This is a genomic window from Micromonospora sp. NPDC050187 (assembly GCF_044459745.1).
Taxonomy (GTDB): Bacteria; Actinomycetota; Actinomycetes; order Mycobacteriales; family Micromonosporaceae; genus Micromonospora.
This window is the reverse complement of record NZ_JBITJH010000005.1, coordinates 128,474-149,359: the sequence shown is the minus strand read 5'-3', so window position 1 is coordinate 149,359 and position 20,886 is coordinate 128,474. Positions and strand designations below refer to the sequence as shown.

Below are 20,886 nucleotides of genomic sequence, written 5' to 3'. Positions count from 1 at the left end.
CCGGCTGATGCCCAAGCCGGCATTCCAACCACGAACACGGGCCCGAGCGGCTACCGTTCGCAGGTTTTGTCCTTAATGGCCATCTCTTTGTGCAAAAGTCCGATTAAGGATACCTGCACTTCCGTGTGACTTCGGCCCGCTGTCGTGGCGGCGCCGCCGGAGACGCGCCATGAGAGGGCCACATCGTGACAGTCACTTCAATCCGTCATCGTCGACTCCGTCTGCGCCGACGCGCCGTACTGCCGGCACTCGCGGCCGTCACCGCTGGCTGCGCGGCCGTCGCCGTGCTGATCTTCAGCGGAACCGGCGCCAACGCGGCGGTAGCGCCGGTCGGCCTGGGCACAGCGGCCGACTTCTCCGTGCTGGCCGGCTCCACCGCCACCAACACCGGCCCGAGTTTCCTGGGGCAGAGCCTCGGCGTCCACCCCGGCGACACCGCCCCAGGCTTCCTACCGATCATGGTCGGCGGCGAGATCCACCTTGGCGACGCGGTCGCCTTACAGGCCAAGGACGACCTGACCGACGCCTACAACGACGCCGCCGGCCGAACCCCGTTCACCAACCTTCCTGCGGAACTCGGCGGAAGCACGCTCCTTCCCGGGGTGTACCGGATCGGCGCCGCCCAACTGACCGGCACCCTGACACTGAACTCCCAGGGCGACCCGGCGGCGGTGTTCATCTTCCAGATCGACTCCACCCTCATCACGGCGGCCAACAGCAGCGTCGTATTCATCAACGGCGCCTCACCCTGCAACGTCTACTGGCAGGTGAGCAGCTCGGCCACGCTCGGCACCGGCACCCGGTTCGTCGGCAACATCCTGGCCCAGACCTCGATCACCATGAGAACCGGCGCGACCCTCCAGGGCCGGGCCCTGGCCCAGACCGGTGCCGTCACCCTCGACACCAACGTCATCACCGCCCCCGTCTGCCTCCAGCCCACCGACGGCCCCACCGGCCAGCCCACCGGCGGCCCCACCGGCCAACCCACAGGAGGCCCCACCGGCCAACCCACCGGCGGCCCCACCGGCCAGCCCACCGGCGGCCCCACCGGCCAACCCACAGGAGGCCCCACCGGGATGCCGGCTCCAAGCCGAACGGCGCTGCCGGTGACCGGCGTTAGCGGCGGCGGTGCGCTGGTACCCCTCCTGACGGCCCTCGGCAGCGTCGCCGTCGCCACCGGCGCGGCCCTGCTTCTCCTCTACCGCCGCAGGACCTCCGAGTCCTGACCGCGAAACCCCGGCGGCCGGTGACCGGCCGCCGGGGTCATCACGGCTGGTGCCACCTCGGGTTGGCGTGTCGTGGGTGGTCGTGCCGGTCCGGTGGCGTCCGCCACTAGTACGGGTTGCCCTGGCCGGCGGGGCGGCCCAGCAGCAGCGCGCCGGGGCGGCCGGCGAGGTCGTTGCGGGCGGACATCGGCGGGCTGGGCGTGTGCCCGCCGTCGGCCATCCCGGCGAAGAGTTCCCGCAGCGCGGTCAGCGCGTCCGTCTCCGGCCGCCAGCCCAGCTCGGTCTCGGCCCGCTCGCTGGACATCAGCGGGACGCTCAGGGCCAGCTGCACCCAGCCCGGGTCGACCGGTTGCAACCGGGCTCGCCAGGTCAGCGCCGCCGCCGTCCGGAGCACCGGGGCGGCCACCGGCACCGTCCAGCCGTGGAAGTGCCGGGCGACCAGCTCCGGGGTGAGCACCGGGTCGGCCGCCACGTTGAACGCGCCGCGCGCGTCGCCCAGGACCACCCGGGCGTACGCGTCGGCGACGTCGTCGGCGTGCACCGCCTGCATGCGCAGCCGGCGGTGCGTGGGCACCAGCGGGAGCCGGCCGTACCGCAGCAGCCGGACCGGCGCGAACGGCCCGAGGAAGTACCGGGTGATCTCGGTGGCCGCGTCCCGCTGGAAGACCAGCCCCGGGCGGAGCCGGACGATCCGCAGTCCGGGATGCTCCCGCTCGACCCGGTCCAGCAACTCCTCCACCGCCGCCTTGTCCCGGCTGTACGACGAGGCGGGCACCCCGGTCGTCGGCCAACGCTCGCTGACCGGGTGGTCCTTCGGGCCCGGCGCGTACGTGCCGACCGACGAGGCGTACACCAGGGCCGGCACCTTCGCCCGGAGCACCGCGTCGACCACCGTACGGCTGCCGCCGACGTTGGTCCGGTGCAGCTGCCGCTGGTCGTGACTGGGCTGGATCTGCCAGGCCAGGTGCACCACCGCGCCCGCCCCGGCGAAGACCCCGGCGAGCTGGTCGGCGGCACCCGGTTCACCGATGTCGCAGGAGTGCCACTCGACCGTGTCGTACGGCGACCCGGCCGACGGGTCGGGCAGACGGCGCGCCACCCCGACCAGTTCCAGCCCCGACTCCCGGCGCAGCCGGCGCAACAGCGCCGTCCCATGGTTCCCGCTGGCCCCCACCACCACGATCCGCATGCCGCTCCGTACCCGGTCCGGCCCGCTCCAACCGTGTCCGGCGTGGTCCCGCCGCTGATCACGGCGTCGCCCGGCCGCTGTACAGGGCATCGCCCGGCCGCTGATCACGGCGTCGCCCGGCCGCTGTACAGGGCATCGCCCGGCCGCTGTTCACGGCGTCGCTCGGCCGCTGTTCACGGCTCAGGGGCCGTGGGGACGTGCTCAGGGTCGCGGCGAGTGGCGGTCCCAGCTCTGCCGGCGGCGTCCGCCCCGCCCACCGGCGGCGGCCAGGCAGCGCGGGCAGATCCGGCCGACCGGGTCGGCTCCGGTGAGCTGGTCGGTCGCCGAGTAGTCGAAGGGCACGTGCGGGAAACGACGCAGTCGGGTACGGCTCAGTGGCAGCCCGCAGAGGGTCTGGTTCTGCCCCGGGAGCCAGGCGTGCACCTCGCCGCCCGGCTGGCGTACGCCGTCGTCCCCGGCCACCTCGCTCGACGCGGCCACGGCGGCGGTCCTGGTCAGTCTCATGCCTGCCACGGTTCCCGGCGACGGCCCGGCGCATGCCCCCGGAGCCTGCCCAGCCGGGGCCGACACCCCACGGGAAGCGACGAGCGATCAGCGCGGGTTGTCCGGTAACCTGAGCGCGCGGGCCGCTAGCTCAATGGCAGAGCTGTGGACTTTTAATCCATAGGTTCAGGGTTCGAGTCCCTGGCGGCCCACTCCTCCCCAGGTCAGCGCCCCCTCGTGGGGCCGTTTGAGCCGCGCTCTCGGCTCGTACAGCACCGGAGTTAGCAGTACCCGTGGGTGCACCGCCAGGTCGGCCAGGAGTGATATGCAGGCCCACCTGAGGTACAGTTTTCTGTACTTGCCTCGGAGGTGGTCATGCGCACCGTGAACTTCACCCAGCTACGACAGAACCTGGCCGCCGAACTCGACAGCGTCATCAACGACGCGGAGGAGGTGGTGGTGACCCGGTCCGGACACGAGCCCGTGGTGATCGTGTCGCTCGCCGAGTACGAGTCGATGAAGGAAACCGAGTACCTCCTGCGCAGCCCGAGCAACGCCGCAGCTCTGCGCCGATCGATCGCGGAACTTGAGCAGGGCGACACGGCCGAGCGGGATCTGGTCGACCCGGCCACCGTCCGGGACGTCGCGTGAGGCTGGTCTTCACCGCGACAGCCTGGAATCAGTACCTCAGCCACACAGACCGCAAGCTGGTCAAGCGCATCAACGACCTCGTCGCGGACGTGATGCGCAACGGGTACGAGGGCATCGGCAAACCGGAACCCCTTCGGGGAGAGCTGTCCGGCTTCTGGTCCCGCCGGATCGATCGCGAACACCGGCTGGTGTATCGGATCACCAAGAACGACGTCGAGATCATCGCCTGCCGGTACCACTACGTCGACCGGTAGCGGACCGACTGGAACCAGAGGCGTCGGCCGCCCCGCCCGAATCAGTACGTCCTACCGGTCCAGCGCGCTGCCGAGCCGCTTGAGGGCGTCGCGGGTGGCCGCCGAGGAGACCACCGTGTAGATCTCCATGGTGATGGCGAACTGCGCGTGCCGGAGTATCTGCATCGCCACCCGAGGGTGCACGTCCAGGTCCGCCAGGAGCGAGGCGCAGGTCCGCCGGGCGTCCCGGACGGTGATCCGCCGGACGCCGGCCGCGTCGCAACGCCGGTCCCAGAAGCGGTTGACGTTGCGCGGCTCGACCGGCCGCCCGTACCGGGTGGTGAAGATCAGATCCGGCGGCTGCCAGGCCGGGCCAGCGGCATCCCGGGGGGGGCGGTCTGCGCGGCACGGCGGCGGTCGAGCGCCACGGTGCAGATGTCCGGCAGCGGCAGGGTGGCGTCCGAGGCGGCCGTCTTCGTCTCCCGGTGCAGCAGTTCGGCACCGACCCGCTGAAGCTGCCGGTCGACGGTCAACTCCCCCGCGTCGAGGCCGACGTCCGACCAAGAGAGCCCCAACATCTCGCCCTTGCGCAGACCGAGCACCAGGACCAGGACGTACGCGGCGTAGAGCGGATCGTCGTCGGCGCGGGCCGATTCCAGGAAGCGCCGCGCCTCGTCGCTCGTCGAGTCGCCTACTGGCGGGCTCGGCGGAAACTGTCGCAGCAGGTGCTCGCCGATCGGCTCGGCAAGTCGAAGGGTTGGGTGGACAAGGTCGAGCGGGGTGTCCGGTCGCTGGACAAGGTGTCGACGTACTGCCGGCCGACCGCCTGATGCGGGAGGTCGCACATGTGTGGACCACCTTCCAGCACGCCCGCTACCCGCAGGTCGTCGACCTGGTGCCGGAGTTGGCGGCCGACGCGCAGCGCACCCACGCCCAGGATCCCGGAGCGGGTCGGGTGCCGCTGGTGGAGGCGTACCGGGTGACCGCGTCGCTGCTGGTGAAGCTCGGTGCCCCCGATGTGGCGTGGTTGGCGGTCGACCGGGCGATGATCGCCGCTACGGGTGACCGGGTATCGGTGGCTGCCGCTGCGGTGCAGCTCGGGCAGGTGTTGCGTGAATCGGGGCGGGCGCGGGTGGGGAAGTCGGTAATGCTGGCCGCCGCGCACCGCATCGCCCCACCCGTGATCGAATACGGCACCCCGGCCGAGCTGTCCCTCTGCGGCACCCTGGTGGCCCAGGCCGCCTTGGCCGCTGCCCGTGACGGAGACGACCGCACCGCCGCCGAGCTGATCAACGAGGCCGCCGACATGGCGGCGCGGGTAGGGGACGGTCACGACCACCATCGCACCGGATTCGGGCCGACAGCGGTTCAGCTCGCCCGCGTCGCCGCAACGGTGGAGTCAGGCGACGCAGAGGAAGCCGTGGCCTGGCATGAGAAAGCGACCACGCGGGAAGGGTGGCGGTGGCTGCCTGCCGAGCACCGCGCCGTTCAGGGTTCGAGTCCCTGGCGGCCCACTCCATTCCAGGTCAGCCGCCCTGACCGAACTGTCCGTTACCGCGACCGTCCTCGGCGGCCAGCACCTCGGCGAGGAACCGTAACCGGATCTCGTCCTGCACCGACTCACCGCCTTCGTGTCCGTTGAACGGATACACCTCCATCCGGCGCGGGCCGGCATAGTGGTGGTAGGCACCGAACACCGTCGACGCCGGGCAGCTGGTGTCCATCAGCGCCACGCTGAACAGTGCCGGGCAGCGTCCCCGGGTGGCGAAGTTGACCCCGTCGACATAGCTCAACGTGTCGAAGACCTGTTCCACGTTGCCCCGATGGACCTTCAGGTAGTTGACGATCTCCTGGTAGGGGCCGGTGGTGGCCCGCTCGGCACCACGCCGGAAGTCACAGAGGAACGGCACGTCGGGCGCGACGGCACGCAGCCGGGGATCGAGGGCCGCGACCGCCAGCGACAGCCCGCCACCCTGGCTGATCCCGGTGGCCACAACCTGGTCCGGGTCGACCAGCGGGTGCGCCCGGGCTGCCTGCACGGCGCGCACCGCGTCGGTGACCACGCGCCGGTAGTAGAGGGTCCGGGGGTCGAGCACGCCCCGGGTGACGAAGCCGGGATGCTGCGGGTTGCCGCCGGCCGGTTCGTGGTCGGGGGTCGCGCCGGCGCTCCACCCGCTGCCCTGGCCGCGTACGTCCATGAACAGGTGGGCATAGCCCGAGGCGGCGTAGAGCAGGTTCTCGTGGGGCAGGCCCCGGCCGCCGCCGTAGCCGGGAAACTCCACCACGCACGGCAGCGGCTCCTCGGCACCGGCCGGGACGGCGAGCCACGCCTTGACCCGGTCACCGCCGAAGCCACTGAACGTCACGTCGTGGACGGTGATCACCCGCAGCGGCGAGTCGACCGGTTCGAAGGTGGCGTCCAGCTCGTGCCGGGCCGCCTCGGCCAGGGTGTCGGCCCAGAACTCGTCGAAATCGGCGGGCTCACGGCGCACCGGCCGGTAATCGGCGAGTTCGGCCAACGACAGGTCGGACAGCGGCATGGCGCACCCCATCTCATCTGGTCACGTCGGCCGACCCGAACCAGCCGCGGTGACGCTGAGTGTCGACTGACGTCCGGCATGGGACAAACGGGTACCGGCCGGGTGCCATCCTTGGCTGCGGCGGGCAGCCGGGTCAAGGGCCCGAGCGCCGGTCCCGACAACCGGGAAGTGCGCCGATAATCCGTATTAGCTTCTTGACTCGGCGGATCGCCCGAGACCAGACTCAGCAATCGGATCGGCCAGACACCCACCACACCCTCCGTCACTGATGATCTCGGGTGCCCGTGCCCCGACGCCGCCTCGCCGCGACTGCCCGTCGGTCCCCCGCGCCTCGTCCGAGTCGCCGATTCCGCTCCGACCTGCCTGCCCGTTCCGACAGGAGGACCATCATGGCCGACGACCCGACCCCGACCCCGACAGTGTTCAGACGCCGAGCGTTGCTGGCCGCCGCAGCGGGCGGAGCAGCAATGCTCGCCGTACCGTTCCGGGCGCTCGCCGGGACGTCGCAGACCATCGCGTCGGGCCTGCCACTGCTCGCCCCGCTGCCGCCCGGAGCACCGGACCGGAGCCTGTTCGCCCCACTGGAACAGCGGTTCGCCGGTTACCTGGCAATCCTGCCGGCGATGACCAACGACATCGACGACACGGCCAACCGCGGGTTCATGGGCGGCGGCTGGTGGCGCTCCCCGAACGTGCCGTACAACGCCCGGGTGCAGGAGCACGTCTACACGTTGAGCTGGTTCCACGCCAACCAGCGGCCGTGGAACCCGTACGCCGGCAACGGGGCGCTGGCCGGGCGGCTCGACGCGGCGCTCGGGCACTACCTCGGGCTCCAGCACGACGACGGGTCCTGGCCGGAGTACAACCGCAACGAGCACGCGCTGGCGGCCACCGGATTCGGCCTCGGTTACCTGGCCAAGACCCTGGCCAACCTGCGGCAGTCGGCCGCGCTGCCGCAGCGGCGGACGGAGATCGAACGGGCCCTGCGCACCGGCATGGGCTGGCTGCTGGATCCGGCCAACGGCATCTGGCGTACCCCGGTCCAGTGGACCAACCAGGTCGCCGGCGGCCTGGCCGGCGCGGCCCTGGCGCTGCGGCTCGACCCGGACGCCACGCTGGCCGCCCGGCTCACCGAGCGGATCGACTTCCTGGCCGAGCACGGGGTGAGCCCGGCCGGCTTTTTCTACGACCCGACCGGCATGGACATCAACTACAACTTCGAGGTGATGCTGCCGGAGCTGGCAGAGATCTATCTGCTCACCGGCAACCGGGCGGTGCTGGGGATGGCCCGCCGGTTCACCGAGTGGTTCGGCTACAACCTGCTCCGCGAGCCGGACGGCTCGGGCTGGCTCACCTACTACGCCATGTCCGCCCGGACCAGCGTCGCCTACTACGACAACGTGATTCCCGACCCGGACCGCAGCAACCTCGGCTCGATCTTCGTCCCCGACCTGCCGAAACTCGGCGCGTTCTTCACCTCCAGCGAGGACCGGGCCGCCGCCCGCGCCGACTGGGCCGCCGAGCCGGGTCCCGCCCCCGGGCCGGCCAAGCAGGACACCTCGCCTCGGATCATCGCGCACGTGCCGTACGGGGAGACGCTGCCGAGCAACGCCGAGAAGAAGCGGGCCATCGCGGCGCTGCCCTACCTGCGGCGGCCGGAGTTCGCCGAGCTGCGCCGCGACACCGCGTTCAACCAGGACTACCTATACGTCAAGCGGCCGAGGCTCTATTTCGGGGCGTTCTTCGGCACCCGGCCGACGAGCACGGTCCGCAGCGGACCGGGTTTCCTCTGGCACCCGGCGGCCGGCACCATCGTGCACGCCCAGCAGACCGACACCGGCTGCTGGTCGACGCTGCTGCCCAACGGCAACCCGGACGGCCGGAGCAACCTGGTCGCCGATTACCAGGTCGGTGACCGGGAGTGGGACGGGAAGTCCCTCTCCCCCGGCAGCGCGCCGGTGCGGGTGCGCTACCGTCTGCCGGACTCGCGGATCACCACCGAACTGACCGTCACCCGGGACAGCGTGATCCGCTCGGTGCGGGTCACCTCGACGGGGACCGAGCAGATCCCACTGGTGCTGCAACCGGAGGACGTCGTGGCGTTCGCCGACGGCACCCCGCTCGCCTACGGCGCCAACGCGGCTGCCAGCACCGACGGCCTGACCATCCGTCGCGGCGGCACCGTCATCACGATCAGTTGGGACAGCGTACGGCGGGCCACCGTGACCGGCACGTCCCGGACCTACCTGCGCGACGCCCGGCGACGGGTGCACACGCTACGGGTGCCGCACGACGGCCGGATCGAGGTACGCATCGCCCTGTCCTGACCGTGCGCTCCGGTGTCGACCAGCTGGCGCGGGGGCGGACGCCATCCACGGCACATCGATTGGGATAGCGTGTCCGTCGGTCCGGGATGCTCCCGGCGTCCTACGGGGAGAAGTTGTCACATGTCACTGTGGAAGAAATCCACTGTTCTCGCGGTCACCGCGGTCACCGCTTTCGCAGTTGCCGCCTGCGGCTCGACGCCCGGCTCGTCGGATGCTCCGCAGCAGCCGAGCGTGCTGAAGTTGCTCGCCAGTGATCTCAAGGGTTCGTTGCAGAAGACGCTCAACGCCACCGACAAGGCCGAGTCCGTGACCGTGTCGATGGAGGGCACGGTAGCCAACGAGAAGATGACGATGCAGGGCGTCATCGACCTGCGCGACCCGATCAAGTTCGAGATGTCGGTGCCGGGCGAGGACGGCAAGCCGACGACCGTCCGGATGATCGGCACTGCGGTCTACACCCAGGTGCCGGAGGCGGAACGGGCGAGCACGGACGGCAAGAGCTGGCTCAAGATGGACCTGTCCGCCGTGGGTGAGATGGCGGGCATGGACGTCACCAAGCAGTTCGACGACATGGACCCGACCAAGCAGGTCAAGACGCTGCTCGCCACCGAGGGGGTCACCGCCGTCGGTGAGGAGACGGTGAACGGGGCGGCCACGGTCCACTACACCGTCACCTCTCCGCTGGCCACCTACCTCGGTCAGCTCGACGCGGAGATGCGGAAGGGCGTCGAGCAGGAACTGGCCAAGAACGGCGTCAAGGAGGTCAAGATCGACCTCTGGGTCGACGAGCACTACCAGCCGCGTCGGGCGCGCATGGTCATGGGCACGATGAGCGACCTGACGATCGACTACACCGACTACGGCAAGCCGGTCACCATCGAGACCCCGGCTCCGGCGGACACCACCGACCTGATGGAGATGTTGAAGGAGTTGCAGGACCTGTCCAAGGAATCCTGACCAGAGCCAGGGTGCGCCCGGCCGGTGGACTCCGTCCCGGCCCGGGGCATCGCCCGGCCTGAGGAACCGCGAAGGGCGGATCGCTCGTACGACGAGCGGTCCGCCCTTCGGTCTGCCGTACGCCAACGCCTCCCGCCCGACGGTGCCGCCGGCCTGGTCTTCTCGACCATGCATCACACCTTCGGCGCGCTGATGGGGGCTTTCGCCAAGAGCAACGCGGACGTTCGCAGACTCACCAATGGCGTAACCGGAATCGCCTGGTCGCAGTCGTTGCAGCTGCTCCGTGACAATCCGGCGCTGGGCAGCGGATGCCGGACCGGAAGTTGCGGGGACGAAGGTGGAGACGGGTCACTGCCCGTGGAGCGCGTTGGGACGGTCGCCGAGGCGGCTGAGTTCCTCCCAGCGCGCGTACTCGGCGGCGCGTGCCGCCTCCATCTCGCGGGTCAGGTCGAACGCCACACCGCCCAGGATGATCCGCTTCGGTGGGTCGGGCAGTGCCACCACCCGCATGACCACGTCTGCGGCGAGTGCCGGATCGAAGTCCTCGGCCCCGCTCCACATCTCGTTCAGCTTCGCGCGCAGCGGATCGTACGCCGGGTGGGGTGCGGTCTGGGTGAGCCCCTTGGTGAACAGCCCGGTCTCGTATCCACCGGGGCTGAGGATGGTGACCCGGACCCCGAACGACTCGACCTCCATCGCGAGGGCTTCGCTGACGGCGTCGAGGGCCGCCTTGCCCGCGCTGTAGAGGCCCGTCGAGGCGAATCCCCCGGAGGCACCCAGCGACGAGACCTGCAACAGGTGCCCGCTGCCCTGTTCGCGGAGCACCGGCAGCACGGCCTGGCTGACCCAGAGCGCGCCGAAGAAGTTCACGTCGAGGTGCGCGCGGGCCTCTTCCTCGGTGACCTCCTCGACCATGCCGAGCAGCGCGCCGCCGGCATTGTTGACCACGACGTCGAGCCGTCCGAGTTCGTCGCTCACCCGCCGCACCCCGGCGAGGACGGCGGCGCGGTCGGCGACGTCGAGGGGGTAGGCGACGAGACGGCCGTCCGTTGCGGCGATCAGGTCGTCGAGCGGGCCGACGTCCCGCGCGACGCCGACCACTCGGTCCCCGGCCGCGAGTGCGGCCTCGGTGAACGCGCGACCGAGGCCACGGGAGGCGCCGGTGATGAACCAGGTTCGCATGATTCTCCTCAACGAGACGGACCGGAGCGTCTCGTTGAGAACTGTCCCCGCAACCTGGCTCCCTGTCAAGACGGACCGTCTCGTCTCGGGATATGCTCTGGCCATGCCCCCCGATGCCGCCCGCCGCAGTGACCGGTCCCGCCTGGCGATCCTGGCCGCCGCCCGCGATCTCGTCGTCGAGGTCGGTTATCCCCGGATGTCGATCGAGGCCATCGCGCGCCGGGCCGGCGTCGGCAAGCAGACCATCTACCGTTGGTGGCCGTCGAAGGGCGCGGTGGTGTTCGACGCCGTACGCGCGTTGAGCGAGGACGAGGCGGGCGCCATCACCCTGCCCGACACCGGCGACCTGGAAGCCGACCTGAAAACGGTGCTGCGGGCCACCGCCGTGGAGTTCACCGACCCGACTCTGTCAGCCCTGCTGCGCGCCCTGTACGCCGAGATCGCGGTGGACCCGGAGTTGGCCACGCTCTACCAGGAGAAGGTCGAACGCCCGCTCACCGAGGCCAAGCTCGACCGACTGCGTTCCGCCCAGCGCGCCGGCCAACTCGACCCGGACGCGGACCTCGACCTCTGCCTCGACTTCCTCTACGCCCCGTTCACCCAACGCTGGCTGAGCCGGACCGGACCGCTCGACGACGCCTACGCCGACGCGCTGGTCGAGGCCACCCTACGGGCCTTCGCCCCCACCGCTCGTGGCTAGCGGCACATCGATTCGATCAGGCGGTCGAAGCCGGGAAACTCCTCCCGCGCCGAGGTGATGATCTCGACTGCGGACGCGCGACACGACGGCGCCCAGCGCTCGGCGATCTCCGCCCGGCGCGCGTCCGGACGGGCGGCATGTTCGTCCGGGGCGTACATGGTCGCCTCGAAGGGGCCGACCCCGGCGGCGAGCAGCCACAGGTAGGACCCCAGATCCCGCGCCACGACCCCCTTCTCGCCCTCGGAACCGAGGAACACCACCGGTTGCCGGTCGAGCGGCTCACCCGGCCGCGCCAGCCAGAAGGCGGCCATGCCCCCGGTGCCGTCCTGCCCGAAGACCCGGAACTCGGCTCCGTCGAGCGCCGTGTTCCCCGTCCAGGCCCGCCACCACTCGGCGGTCTCGCGTGCGTCGAGGAGTTCGGTGTACGGCTCGAAGTCGATCCCGGCCCCGTCGTCGTAGTCGAAACCCTCCCGATGGGCCTCGGACAGCGGCGACGGCAGGCTACGGCGATCATCGTCCACGGCAGCACCGTAGCCCAACTTCGTCGATCATGAAGTAATGGTGCCCGAGCAGTGGCAATTGCGGGATTTGAGTGGTGCTCAAAGCCCCTGATCGACGGGGTGGGGCGGGTGCCCGGAGGACGGTCGCCTAGGGTGCCGGCATGGCAACGCTGAGGTTCGCGCCGATGACCGAGGAGCAGTACGACCGGTACCGGCAACAGGCGGAAATCAGGTACGCGCGGAACATCGCGGCCTCCGGCGCCATGCCCCTGCCGGAGGCCCAGGAGAAATCACGGCGGGACCACGAGACGCTGCTGCCCGACGGCCTGGACTCGACGGACCACCATCTCTGGATCGCCTACGACGGCGACACCGAGGTCGGCATGTTGTGGCTGCACGTGGAGCCGAAGTCGGACGGCCCGCACGCCTTCGTGTTCGACATCGAGGTGCGTCAGGACGTACGCCGGAAGGGCTACGGCCGCGCGATCCTCGAGACCGCCGAGGAGTGGTGCCGGGCGCGGGACGTCGTCTCCATCGGCCTGAGCGTGTTCGGGTTCAACCTCGCCGCCCGCAGCCTGTACGAGCAGTTGGGCTTCGAGACGACATCCCTTCAGATGCGTAAACACCTGTAGTTCCGTCGCAGGCGAGACCTTCACCCGGCTCAGAAGTACTCTTCGTCCTAGCCCGTGGTCGCACGCTGAGAGGTGGTAGTGCACGAAGCCGATGAGACCTCCGGTTCTCACGGTTGGACCATCTCGACCTGCCATGGCTCGACGCCGAACGAGCGGTCCTCATCGCGGTCGACAGAACCCAGAGTGCCGGTGTGAGCATGGAGGAGAACGATGAGTTCGAGGAGGTTGCGAATGTCCTCCGAGGACGAGCGGTCGTTGACGCGGAGCTTCGCCCGGCGCTCGATGCGCTCGAGGCTCAACTCGGTCAGCCCGTTGTTGCCCTTACATGCGGGTGCATGAACTCCGTGGCCGGCCACGGAGTCCCGGGCGTGGAGGTTCCGACCATGACCGCCTGGGTACGTGGCGCGGCACTCGACCATGAACGCCGCCTGCAGGCGGACCGCGTCTTTGATCAGATCGTTGCCGATTTTGGTCCGTGGCGGTGGCGGCAGTTCACGGCACGGGCGTTGCGGGTTGGGAACCTTCCACGTTCGCGGGCCCGGCGCATCGCGGCACTTGCCGGCATCGAGTACGTAACTGATCCGATTCTGGGCGGGCTGGGGTACTTCGATGAGGAGGCCACGACACGCGTCATGGCAGCGATACCGCATGAGCGGTGGGACCAGCCCCGCGATGACTGGGGAGCCAGCGTCTGGACCGTCGCGGTGAACGCGGATCTTCACCGCGTCTCCGTGTTCGTCCACACTGCAGCTCAGGTCGCGCAACTGCAGCAGACACCGCGATGGTACGAGTGGGAACGACAACTCCGCGCCCTGATCGCCGAAGAGGACGAGTTCGGGTCGACCAGCATCATCCCGGTCAATGTCGCTCTCGAGAGCCGGGAATCATTCGAGTCCGACTGCCAAGGAAACTGGAGCTACTACTGGTACTGAGGTTTCGCGCCGCGCTTGCGCTCGCGCCGAGCACAAGCGACGGGCCTGTGGGACAGAACGCCCAGCGGACGCCCTGCACGACCAGGGTCGTCTTCCACCTTCGCCCAGGAGAAGGCCGAACAGGATCAGCGTCGGGATCACCCGGGCCTTTCTCTCCCCAGCGGAATCACCTTCGCCACCGGCTGACCGGCGCGGCTGATGACGATCTCTTCGCCAGTTTCGACCCGGTCGATGATCCTCGACAGGTTGGTCTTGGCCTCGTGAATGTTGAACTGGGCCGTGGCTTCGCTCGACATCGCGCCTCCCTAGCCAAGAGGTTGGCCCGTCTCGGGTGCGGCAGTCGTCGCCTCTGTGGCTGCCCCCGTGCGGCCCGTCGCTCCCGGGACGTTAGCGTCGGGGGTATGAGCGCGAAGTCCGCGCCGGTGCTGCCGGCGGCCAGCGGGGTGGCCGAGGCCGCCGCCGTCCTGCGGTCCGGCGGGCTGGTCGCCTTCCCCACCGAGACCGTGTACGGCCTGGGCGCGAACGCGCTCGACGCGCGGGCGGCGGCCCGGATCTTCGAGGCGAAGGCCCGGCCCAGCTTCGACCCGCTGATCACCCACCTCGCCGACGTCGAGGACCTGGCCGCGCTGGTCGGCGCGCTGCCGGCGACCGTGGCCGCGCTGGCCGAGCGGTTCTGGCCCGGCCCGCTGACGCTGATCGTGGACCGGCCGCCGGCCGTACCGCCGATCGTCACCTCCGGGCTGGAGACGATGGCCGTCCGGGTGCCGGACCACCCGGTCGCCCGGGAGTTGATCCGGCGGGCCGGGCTTCCCGTGGCCGCGCCGAGCGCGAACCGGTTCGGCATGCTCAGCCCGACCCGGGCCGAGCACGTGGTGGCCGGGTTGGGCGACGCGGTGGACCTGATCCTCGACGGCGGGCCGACCCGGTGCGGCATCGAGTCCACGATCGTTGACGCGCGCGGCGACCAGCCGGTCGTGCTGCGGCTCGGCTCGCTGCCGGTGGAGGCGCTGGTCGAGGCGGTCGGCCCGGTCAGCGTACGGCCGGGTAGCTCCGGGCAGCCGGTCGCGCCCGGCACCCTGGCCGCGCACTACGCGCCCCGGACCCCGCTGCGGGTGATCGACGCACCGGCCCCGACCCGGCCGGACGACGGTACGCGCGGGTACCTCGCCCTGCGCGAGGCGCCCGAGGGAGCGTACGGGGCGGTGGAGGTGCTCGCCCCCGACGGCGACCTGACCGGGGCGGCGGCCCGGCTCTTCGACGCCCTGCACCGGCTCGACGCGACCGGGGTGCGTGAGATCGTCGCCGAGCGGGTGCCGGACACCGGCCTCGGCCGGGCGATCAACGACCGGCTGCGGCGGGCCGCCGCCACCTGGCAAACGTCCGGATAGTCCATCACCGGCCGGTCCGGCGCAACCAGGAACGCGACTGACGACGGTCGATTCCGGAAAGCGACGTCCGTCGTTGGAACGGAAAAGGGTTCGAGCCGGAAAAGAGGACCCGCCATGGCCGTTCCGACCGTAACCGTGTCGCTGGACGCGGCGACGTACGCGCCCGGGGACCAGATGCTCCTGACCGTCGCGTACGCCGACACCGACACCCAACCGCTGACCGTCACGATCGCGGTCACCGACGCCCGGGGCAACCACAGCACGCCGGTGACCGTCCCGATCGTGATCGATCCCCTCGCCGTGGCCGTGACCGACGACTCGGGCCGCACCTGGACGCGGGTGTCCGACAGCGGCACCGTCGCCGTGTTCCGGGCGGTGGCCTGATGCCCCGGATCACCGTACGGGTCCGGGACGCCGCCGGGCAGACCGCGACCGCCACCACCGACTACCAGGTCACCACCGTGCTGGGCGGCTACTACCTCGGCGGCAACTCCGACCCGACGGCCGACCTGGCCGGCGGGCGCTTCCGGTCGTTGACCCAGTACCGCAGCCTCGCCGACGGGTACGTCTTTCCCGGCTGGCAGAAGGACTGGCTGCTCACCCTCGGCCGTTCCGGGGTGCGGGTCAACATGGTGCTGGAGCTGAAGCACTACGGCAACGCCAACACCGGCACGCAGACCTTCACGGTCGACGGGGTCACCTACACGGTCCCGGCCCCGTCGATGACGATCCAGCAGCGCCCCGGCACCACCTGGCCGAGGGCGTACGGGTACAGCCAGGTTCTCGCCGGGCACTGCGACGGCCTCCTCGCCCGGGCACTCTCCCAGTACCGGACCATGGGGTTCCCGGTGAACATCCAGTTCGCTTCCGAGCTGGACACCGACCACGAGTTCGGCACCACCGAGGCCGGCACCGCGTACAACTGGGCCGAGTCGGACGTCCGCGCGGTGGCCGCGACGTCCTACGTCGTCGACTGGTTCCGGGCCCGGCCGCTGCCGGTCGGCACCACCTTCTCGGTCGGGGCCGGCGGCTTCGACCGGTCCTGTTTCCGGCGGACCCACCCGGAATCGCTGATGACCCGGCTGGACTTCCTCCAGTGGAACGTCTACGCCACCGATCCGGCACACACCGCGCTGGCCCGGTTCCGCCGGACCAAGGACTGGGCGGTCGCCGACCTCGGGCCGGTGGCGCTCTCCCGGCCGGTGCTGATCGCCGAGTGGGGGGTCCGGAAGGCGGAGTTCCCGGACCAGGCGGCCTGGATCGCCACCGTGCCGGAGGCGATCCGGCGGCTCAACCGGGAGGGTGGTCCCCGGATCACGCGGACGAACTACTTCAACTCGGGCTGGGGCACGCTGGTCCCGAAGGACACCGGGCTGGCCGCCCTGCGAGCCGCCTACGCGACCAGACCGTACGCATAGGCGCTCCGGGGGTGCGGCAAGGGCTCGTTGGGTGGTTGCAGGGGACCCCTGCTCGTCAAGAAGCGGTAGGAAGGGTCCCCTGCAACCACCTGACGCCGTCGGTTCGGCTCAGGCCGTGGCGCGGCGGGTCGGACGGCGACCGGGGGGCGCGGGCGGCTCCGGGCCCGGGTCGGGCGGGGTGGGCAGGGGGCGGACGCAGGAGGTGCCGCCGGTCACCCGGACACGTTCACCGTCGTGCCAGAGGTCGAGCCCCACGTCCGGCCCGGCACCGGGCAGGTCGTAGCGGACCTCGTCGGGCGTGATGGTCACCCGCAGCCGCTGCCCGCGCCAGAGCAGGCTGAACGCGAGCCGGGTGAGCCGCCGGGGCAGCCGGGGCACGAAGGAGAGTTCACCCCGGTCGTCGCGCAGCCCACCGAACCCCTGCACCAGGGCGAGCCACGCCCCGGCCAGCGCGGCGAGGTGCAACCCGTCGGAGGTCTTGTCACCGAGGTCCTCCAGGTCCTGGAGGACCGACTCGGCGAAGTGGTCGTATGCCAGGTCCAGGTGGCCGACCTCGGCGGCCAGCACCGCCTGGCCGGGCGAGGAGAGCGACGAGTCGCGGACGGTGCGTGCCTCGTAGTACGCGAAGTTGCGGGCCTTCTCCTCGGCCGTGAAGTCCCCCGGGCTGCGCAGCATGGCCAGCACCAGGTCGGCCTGCTTGACCACCTGTTTGCGGTACAGCTCCAGGTACGGGAAGTGCAGCAGCAACGGGTAGTCGTCCGCGTCGGTGCCGTCGAAGTCCCACTCGGGGAGATCGGTGAAGCCGGCCGACTGCTGGTGCACCCCGCGCTTCGGGTCGTACGGCAGGTGCATCGCGTCGGCGGCGGCCCGCCAGGCGGCCACCCCGGCGGCGTCCACGCCGAACCGGGCGGCGACCTCCGGGTGGGCCTCGGCGGCGTCGGCGGCGCCCCGCAGGTTCCGCCGGGCCATCAGGTTGGTGAAGACGTTGTCGTCGACCAGGGCGCTGTACTCGTCCGGGCCGGTCACCCCGCGCAGGTGGAAGGAGCCGGTGTCGGACCAGTGCCCGAAGCCGTGCCAGAGCCGGGCGGTCTCCACCAGCATCTCCAGTCCGGCGTCGACGAGAAACTCCTCGTCGCCGGTGGCCGCGACGTAGCGCAGCACCGCGTCGGCGACGTCGGCGTTGACGTGCAGCCCGGCCGTACCCGCCGGCCAGTAGCCGGAGCACTCCTGGCCGCCGATGGTCCGCCACGGGAAACTCGCGCCGGGCAGCCGCAGCTCGGCCGCGCGTTCCCGCGCCTCGGGCAGGTGGGCGTGCCGCCAGCGCAGCGCCGACCGGGCCATGGCCGGGGCGACGTAGGTGAGCACCGGTAGGACGTACCCCTCGGTGTCCCAGAGCACGTGCCCGTCGTAGCCGTTGCCGGTGAGGCCCTTGGCGGGAATGGTCCGGTCGCCCTCGGCCCGCCCCGCCTGGATCAGGTGGAACAGGGCGAAGCGGGTGGCCTGCTGGAGTTCCGGGTCGCCGTCGAGCACCACGTCGGCGGTGGCCCAGGCCGCGTCGAGCCAGGTCCGCTGCTCGGCGACGAGAGCGTCCCAGCCGACCGACCGGGCCTCGGTGGCGGCCTCCACCGCCCGGGCGGCCAGGTCCGTCGGGCTTACCGCCCCGGTTCCCTCCGCGTCGTCCGCCGACCGGTCCGCCGCCATTGCCGGGTCGTCGACGACGTCGGTACGGGTGCACTCGTACGCCGCGAACTTGGTCAGTCGGAGCCGCTGCCCGGGGCGGAGCGGGCCGCTGAGGGCGAGCCGGAACCGGTCGGCCTGGCACCCCGTGTCGGTGGCGGTGGTGTCGGGGGCCTCGACGAGGTGCGCCACGGCGACGGCCACGCGCTGTCCACTGCGGCCGGTGCGGTGCACCAGCACGCCGTCCGGCCCGTCGGACCGGCGGTACTCGGCGACCAGTGGTTCGTCCAGGACGGTGGCGGCCCGGGGATCGTCGGAGCGTTCCGGGACGCGCTGGTTGGCGACCAGGTCGGAGCAGACCCGGACGTCGACCGGCTCGTCGAGCGCCTCCACCTCCCAGCGCACCGCGGCGACGGGGTGGTGGGCGAGCGAGACCAGCCGGGTGCTGCGTACGCGGACCCGGTGTCCGCCGGGGGAGGTCCACTCGGTGTGCCGATCGACCAGACCGGCCCGCAGGTCGAGCACCCGCTCGTGGTGGTGCAGCGTGCCGGTGCGCGCGTCCAGCGGCTCGCCGTCGACCCAGAGGCGGATCAACGCGGCGTTCGGCGCACTGATGACGGTATCGCTGAGCTGCGGGAAGGCGTACCCGTCCTCGGGGTAGCTGAGTTCCCGTCGCTCGTGGAAGCCGTTGAGGTAGCTGCCCGGCATGCCGTACGGCTCGCCCTCGTCGAGGTTGCCGCGCCAGCCCAGCCAGCCGTTGCTCAGCGCGAAGATCGACTCGGTCTCGGCGAGGCGGTCGGCGTCCGCCTCGGTCCGCCGGATCCGCCAGCCGTCGTCCTCGGCGGGGCGGTCGGCCGGCTGGTCGCTGACGGTCGTGTCGGGCACACAACCTCCCCGTACTCAGGTGCGCTGACCATCATCCCAGCACGCCCGCCTGTGCGGCGGCTGAGACGAAAGTCAGGGGTGAGGCCCAACCTTCGCACACTGTGCCGGACTCCGCCCATTTCTACAGTCCGTAAGGGCTGGAGGAGGTATGAGCAGTTGATGACGTCATGGATGGTCGACCCGCAACAGGACGTGCCGCGGGTCAGCGTGGAGTGGTATCGGGACATCGTCGAGTTCGCCGACCGCACCCCGGAGCCGGTGCAGTGGTTCGCCGCGCACTTCACCGAGGGCTCGGTCGTCCTGCTCGGCCTGCTGTTCCTGCTGGCCGCCTGGCGGCGGTTCGGCGGGACGTCCCGCGACCGGGCGGCGGCGCTGGTCGCCCCGGTGGCGGTGGTCCTCGCCTACGGCCTCAGCGAGTGGATCAAGACCCTCGTCGACCAGGAACGACCGTGCCGGGCCCTGACCGAGCTGACCATCGTGGCCGGGCACTGCCCCCCGACCGGGGACTGGTCCTTCCCGAGCAACCACTCCACGATCGCCGGGGCGTTGGCCGCCACGACACTTCTCCTCGGCTTCCGGCTGGGGCTGCTGGCCGTCCCGCTGGCCCTGCTGGCCGCATTCTCCCGCACCTTCGTCGGGGTGCACTACCCGCACGACGTGGTCGCCGGGGTGCTGCTCGGCGCGCTGGTCGGCACGGCGCTGCTGGCGACGCTGACCGGGCCGGTCGCCCACCTGCTGGATCGCCGCCGCACCGGCCCGCCCACGCAGACCCGCACCCCCACCGGAGCCCGGTAGACCCGGCGGCCCGCCGCCGGCCGGAGCACCTCAGCCGAGCAGCGCCAGGGTGAGGGCGGTGCCGAGGATCAGGAACGGCCCGAACGGGAGGTGACTGGTCCAGCTGACCCGCCGGGCGGCCAGCAGGATCCCGGCGACCAGCGCGGAGAGCAGGAAGGTCAGCACCAGCCCGAGCACCGGCGCGGCCCAGCCGTACCAGCCGAGCAGCACGCCCGTGCCGAGCGCCAGCTTGGCGTCCCCCAGGCCGAAACCGCGCCGCCCGAGCAGCAGCGTGGTGGTGGCGAAGCCGCCGGCCAGGGCCAGACCGCAGACGGTGGCCCGGACCCAGGGGCCCGCCCCCGCGCCGGTCAGCGCGGCGGCCCCGAGCAGCAGCCAGGTGCCGGCGGCAGCCGGAAAGGTCAGCCGGTCGGGCAGTCGGTGCACCGCCGCGTCCACCAGGGCCAGCGGCACCGCCCAGCCCAGCCACCAGCCGGCCGCGAGCAGGGCGAACGGGGACAGGTCCAGCGTCACGAGCAGCACCAGTGCGGCGAGCACGGCCGCCTCGACGCTGCCGGGCGGCGGTCCGACCCGGGCCCGGCAGCGCGGGCAGCGGGCCACCGGGGTAAGTGCCGGCACCGGCCGGTCCAGGCGGATCGGGGTGGCGCAGGTGGCGCAGCCGCTCCGCTCGGGCGTTCCCCGCGGTACGGCGTGGCGCAGCGCGGCCAGCCGTAGGGGCGGGGTGAGGGCGAGGACGGCGGCGAGGCGTACCCAGGCCGAACGGGTGGCCGGTGGCCGGGTCAGCGCCATGTGGATCTCCAGGTGCGGGCCGGAGCGGCGAATACGCAAAGTAGTTTCGTCATCTGCGGAGCGACACGTCCGAGGGTCGCCGCCACCCGGCTCACCGGTCGACACCCGGGCCGCCCGACCGACAGGCCCTGCCCACCGCCGGGGCGCACCACGGACGCCGCGACGAGCGGATCCGTTGCCGCGTACCGAAATCCGTGGCGGAGCGTCCGGGCAGCCGTCCCCGCCGCCACCGGACGGCGACACGAGCAGGGTGGCGCACCCCGACGACGACGGCGCCGCCGCTGCATCCCACCACCTTCAATCACGGAGAGTATTCAATCCAATTGCCTCTGTTGCATCGGCCGCCGTCAGCCTATGCTCGCCCCTTGGGTGGGACGCAACCGTC

The 20,886-nt window shown here is 71.3% G+C and carries 21 protein-coding genes, 1 tRNA gene and 1 pseudogene; 13 read left to right on the top strand and 10 right to left on the bottom strand.

Translation table 11 applies throughout. The features are described from left to right. Positions 1 to 185 precede the first annotated feature (185 nt). Positions 186 to 1,226 (top strand): ice-binding family protein, encoded by a 1,041-nt coding sequence (locus ACIBJE_RS10425; protein WP_396746005.1) that lies wholly within the window; start codon positions 186 to 188, stop codon positions 1,224 to 1,226. A 106-nt stretch (positions 1,227 to 1,332) separates the two neighbouring features. Here the strand turns inward: ACIBJE_RS10425 and ACIBJE_RS10420 are convergent, their stop codons facing one another. Both ACIBJE_RS10420 and ACIBJE_RS10415 read right to left on the bottom strand, forming a co-directional pair. Continuing rightward, positions 1,333 to 2,415: an NAD-dependent epimerase/dehydratase family protein gene (locus ACIBJE_RS10420; RefSeq protein ID WP_396746002.1), complete on the bottom strand. Its 1,083-nt coding sequence runs from the start codon at positions 2,413 to 2,415 to the stop codon at positions 1,333 to 1,335. Positions 2,416 to 2,616: 201 nt separating this feature from the next. Then, positions 2,617 to 2,919 (bottom strand): hypothetical protein, encoded by a 303-nt coding sequence (locus ACIBJE_RS10415; RefSeq protein WP_396745999.1) that lies wholly within the window; start codon positions 2,917 to 2,919, stop codon positions 2,617 to 2,619. Between the two features lie 119 nt (positions 2,920 to 3,038). Between ACIBJE_RS10415 and ACIBJE_RS10410 the strand changes: the two genes are divergently transcribed. The 3 genes from ACIBJE_RS10410 (at position 3,039) to ACIBJE_RS10400 (ending at position 3,803) form a co-directional block, all read left to right on the top strand. After that, positions 3,039 to 3,110: transfer RNA gene (locus ACIBJE_RS10410), tRNA-Lys, on the top strand. Between the two features lie 163 nt (positions 3,111 to 3,273). After that, a complete protein-coding gene (locus ACIBJE_RS10405) occupies positions 3,274 to 3,549 on the top strand; it encodes a type II toxin-antitoxin system prevent-host-death family antitoxin (RefSeq protein ID WP_357137661.1) in 276 nt (91 codons plus the stop codon). Beyond that, on the top strand, positions 3,546 to 3,803 hold the full coding sequence (locus ACIBJE_RS10400; RefSeq protein WP_396745996.1) for a Txe/YoeB family addiction module toxin: 258 nt from the start codon (positions 3,546 to 3,548) through the stop codon (positions 3,801 to 3,803). Before ACIBJE_RS10405 ends, ACIBJE_RS10400 begins: the two co-directional genes overlap by 4 nt. Positions 3,804 to 3,854: 51 nt before the next feature. On the opposite strand, the pseudogene ACIBJE_RS10395 reads toward ACIBJE_RS10400, so the two are convergent. From ACIBJE_RS10395 to ACIBJE_RS10385, 3 genes and pseudogenes are all read right to left on the bottom strand, one after another. Then, positions 3,855 to 4,465 (bottom strand): annotated as a pseudogene (locus ACIBJE_RS10395) (site-specific integrase); the annotation flags it as partial. A 190-nt stretch (positions 4,466 to 4,655) separates the two neighbouring features. After that, positions 4,656 to 5,090 (bottom strand): hypothetical protein, encoded by a 435-nt coding sequence (locus ACIBJE_RS10390; protein ID WP_396745994.1) that lies wholly within the window; start codon positions 5,088 to 5,090, stop codon positions 4,656 to 4,658. Between the two features lie 218 nt (positions 5,091 to 5,308). Continuing rightward, positions 5,309 to 6,322 carry an acetylxylan esterase gene (locus ACIBJE_RS10385; protein ID WP_396745991.1) on the bottom strand — a complete coding sequence of 338 codons (1,014 nt, stop codon included), beginning with the start codon at positions 6,320 to 6,322 and terminating at the stop codon, positions 5,309 to 5,311. Positions 6,323 to 6,711: 389 nt separating this feature from the next. Here ACIBJE_RS10385 and ACIBJE_RS10380 point away from each other — a divergent pair, with 389 nt between their 5' ends. Both ACIBJE_RS10380 and ACIBJE_RS10375 read left to right on the top strand, forming a co-directional pair. Then, positions 6,712 to 8,649 carry a hypothetical protein gene (locus ACIBJE_RS10380; RefSeq protein WP_396745988.1) on the top strand — a complete coding sequence of 646 codons (1,938 nt, stop codon included), beginning with the start codon at positions 6,712 to 6,714 and terminating at the stop codon, positions 8,647 to 8,649. 120 nt (positions 8,650 to 8,769) lie between these two features. After that, positions 8,770 to 9,606 carry an LppX_LprAFG lipoprotein gene (locus ACIBJE_RS10375; protein WP_396745985.1) on the top strand — a complete coding sequence of 279 codons (837 nt, stop codon included), beginning with the start codon at positions 8,770 to 8,772 and terminating at the stop codon, positions 9,604 to 9,606. A 348-nt stretch (positions 9,607 to 9,954) separates the two neighbouring features. Here the strand turns inward: ACIBJE_RS10375 and ACIBJE_RS10370 are convergent, their stop codons facing one another. Continuing rightward, complete coding sequence (locus ACIBJE_RS10370; protein WP_396745982.1) at positions 9,955 to 10,788, bottom strand: SDR family NAD(P)-dependent oxidoreductase; 834 nt, start codon at positions 10,786 to 10,788, stop codon at positions 9,955 to 9,957. Between the two features lie 103 nt (positions 10,789 to 10,891). Between ACIBJE_RS10370 and ACIBJE_RS10365 the strand changes: the two genes are divergently transcribed. Further along, a complete protein-coding gene (locus ACIBJE_RS10365; protein ID WP_396745979.1) occupies positions 10,892 to 11,488 on the top strand; it encodes a TetR/AcrR family transcriptional regulator in 597 nt (198 codons plus the stop codon). Here ACIBJE_RS10365 and ACIBJE_RS10360 read toward each other — a convergent pair. Further along, positions 11,485 to 12,009 (bottom strand): SMI1/KNR4 family protein, encoded by a 525-nt coding sequence (locus tag ACIBJE_RS10360; protein WP_396745976.1) that lies wholly within the window; start codon positions 12,007 to 12,009, stop codon positions 11,485 to 11,487. The two genes, ACIBJE_RS10365 and ACIBJE_RS10360, sit on opposite strands and share 4 nt — an antisense overlap. A 140-nt stretch (positions 12,010 to 12,149) precedes the next feature. On the opposite strand from ACIBJE_RS10360, the gene ACIBJE_RS10355 reads away from it, so the two are divergent. Next, positions 12,150 to 12,620: a GNAT family N-acetyltransferase gene (locus ACIBJE_RS10355; protein ID WP_396745973.1), complete on the top strand. Its 471-nt coding sequence runs from the start codon at positions 12,150 to 12,152 to the stop codon at positions 12,618 to 12,620. Positions 12,621 to 12,733: 113 nt separating this feature from the next. Beyond that, complete coding sequence (locus tag ACIBJE_RS10350; protein ID WP_396745970.1) at positions 12,734 to 13,552, top strand: hypothetical protein; 819 nt, start codon at positions 12,734 to 12,736, stop codon at positions 13,550 to 13,552. Between the two features lie 137 nt (positions 13,553 to 13,689). Here ACIBJE_RS10350 and ACIBJE_RS10345 read toward each other — a convergent pair whose 3' ends face one another. After that, positions 13,690 to 13,848: a type II toxin-antitoxin system Phd/YefM family antitoxin gene (locus ACIBJE_RS10345; protein WP_396745967.1), complete on the bottom strand. Its 159-nt coding sequence runs from the start codon at positions 13,846 to 13,848 to the stop codon at positions 13,690 to 13,692. Positions 13,849 to 13,977: 129 nt separating this feature from the next. Here ACIBJE_RS10345 and ACIBJE_RS10340 point away from each other — a divergent pair, with 129 nt between their 5' ends. From ACIBJE_RS10340 to ACIBJE_RS10330, 3 genes are all read left to right on the top strand, one after another. After that, positions 13,978 to 14,940, top strand: coding sequence for an L-threonylcarbamoyladenylate synthase (locus ACIBJE_RS10340; RefSeq protein ID WP_396746689.1), 963 nt, complete (start codon positions 13,978 to 13,980; stop codon positions 14,938 to 14,940). A gap of 114 nt (positions 14,941 to 15,054) precedes the next feature. Beyond that, complete coding sequence (locus ACIBJE_RS10335; RefSeq protein ID WP_396745964.1) at positions 15,055 to 15,324, top strand: hypothetical protein; 270 nt, start codon at positions 15,055 to 15,057, stop codon at positions 15,322 to 15,324. After that, entirely contained in the window at positions 15,324 to 16,358 is a 1,035-nt protein-coding gene (locus ACIBJE_RS10330; protein WP_396745961.1) for a hypothetical protein, read from the top strand. Before ACIBJE_RS10335 ends, ACIBJE_RS10330 begins: the two co-directional genes overlap by 1 nt. Positions 16,359 to 16,466: 108 nt before the next feature. Here ACIBJE_RS10330 and ACIBJE_RS10325 read toward each other — a convergent pair whose 3' ends face one another. Continuing rightward, positions 16,467 to 18,920, bottom strand: a complete 2,454-nt coding sequence (locus ACIBJE_RS10325) for a glycoside hydrolase family 65 protein (RefSeq protein WP_396745958.1) — start codon at positions 18,918 to 18,920, stop codon at positions 16,467 to 16,469. A gap of 159 nt (positions 18,921 to 19,079) precedes the next feature. On the opposite strand from ACIBJE_RS10325, the gene ACIBJE_RS10320 reads away from it, so the two are divergent. Continuing rightward, complete coding sequence (locus ACIBJE_RS10320) at positions 19,080 to 19,715, top strand: phosphatase PAP2 family protein (RefSeq protein ID WP_396745955.1); 636 nt, start codon at positions 19,080 to 19,082, stop codon at positions 19,713 to 19,715. 30 nt (positions 19,716 to 19,745) lie between these two features. On the opposite strand, the gene ACIBJE_RS10315 is transcribed toward ACIBJE_RS10320, so the two are convergent. Beyond that, on the bottom strand, positions 19,746 to 20,513 hold the full coding sequence (locus ACIBJE_RS10315) for a prepilin peptidase (protein WP_396746686.1): 768 nt from the start codon (positions 20,511 to 20,513) through the stop codon (positions 19,746 to 19,748). Positions 20,514 to 20,886 lie beyond the last annotated feature (373 nt).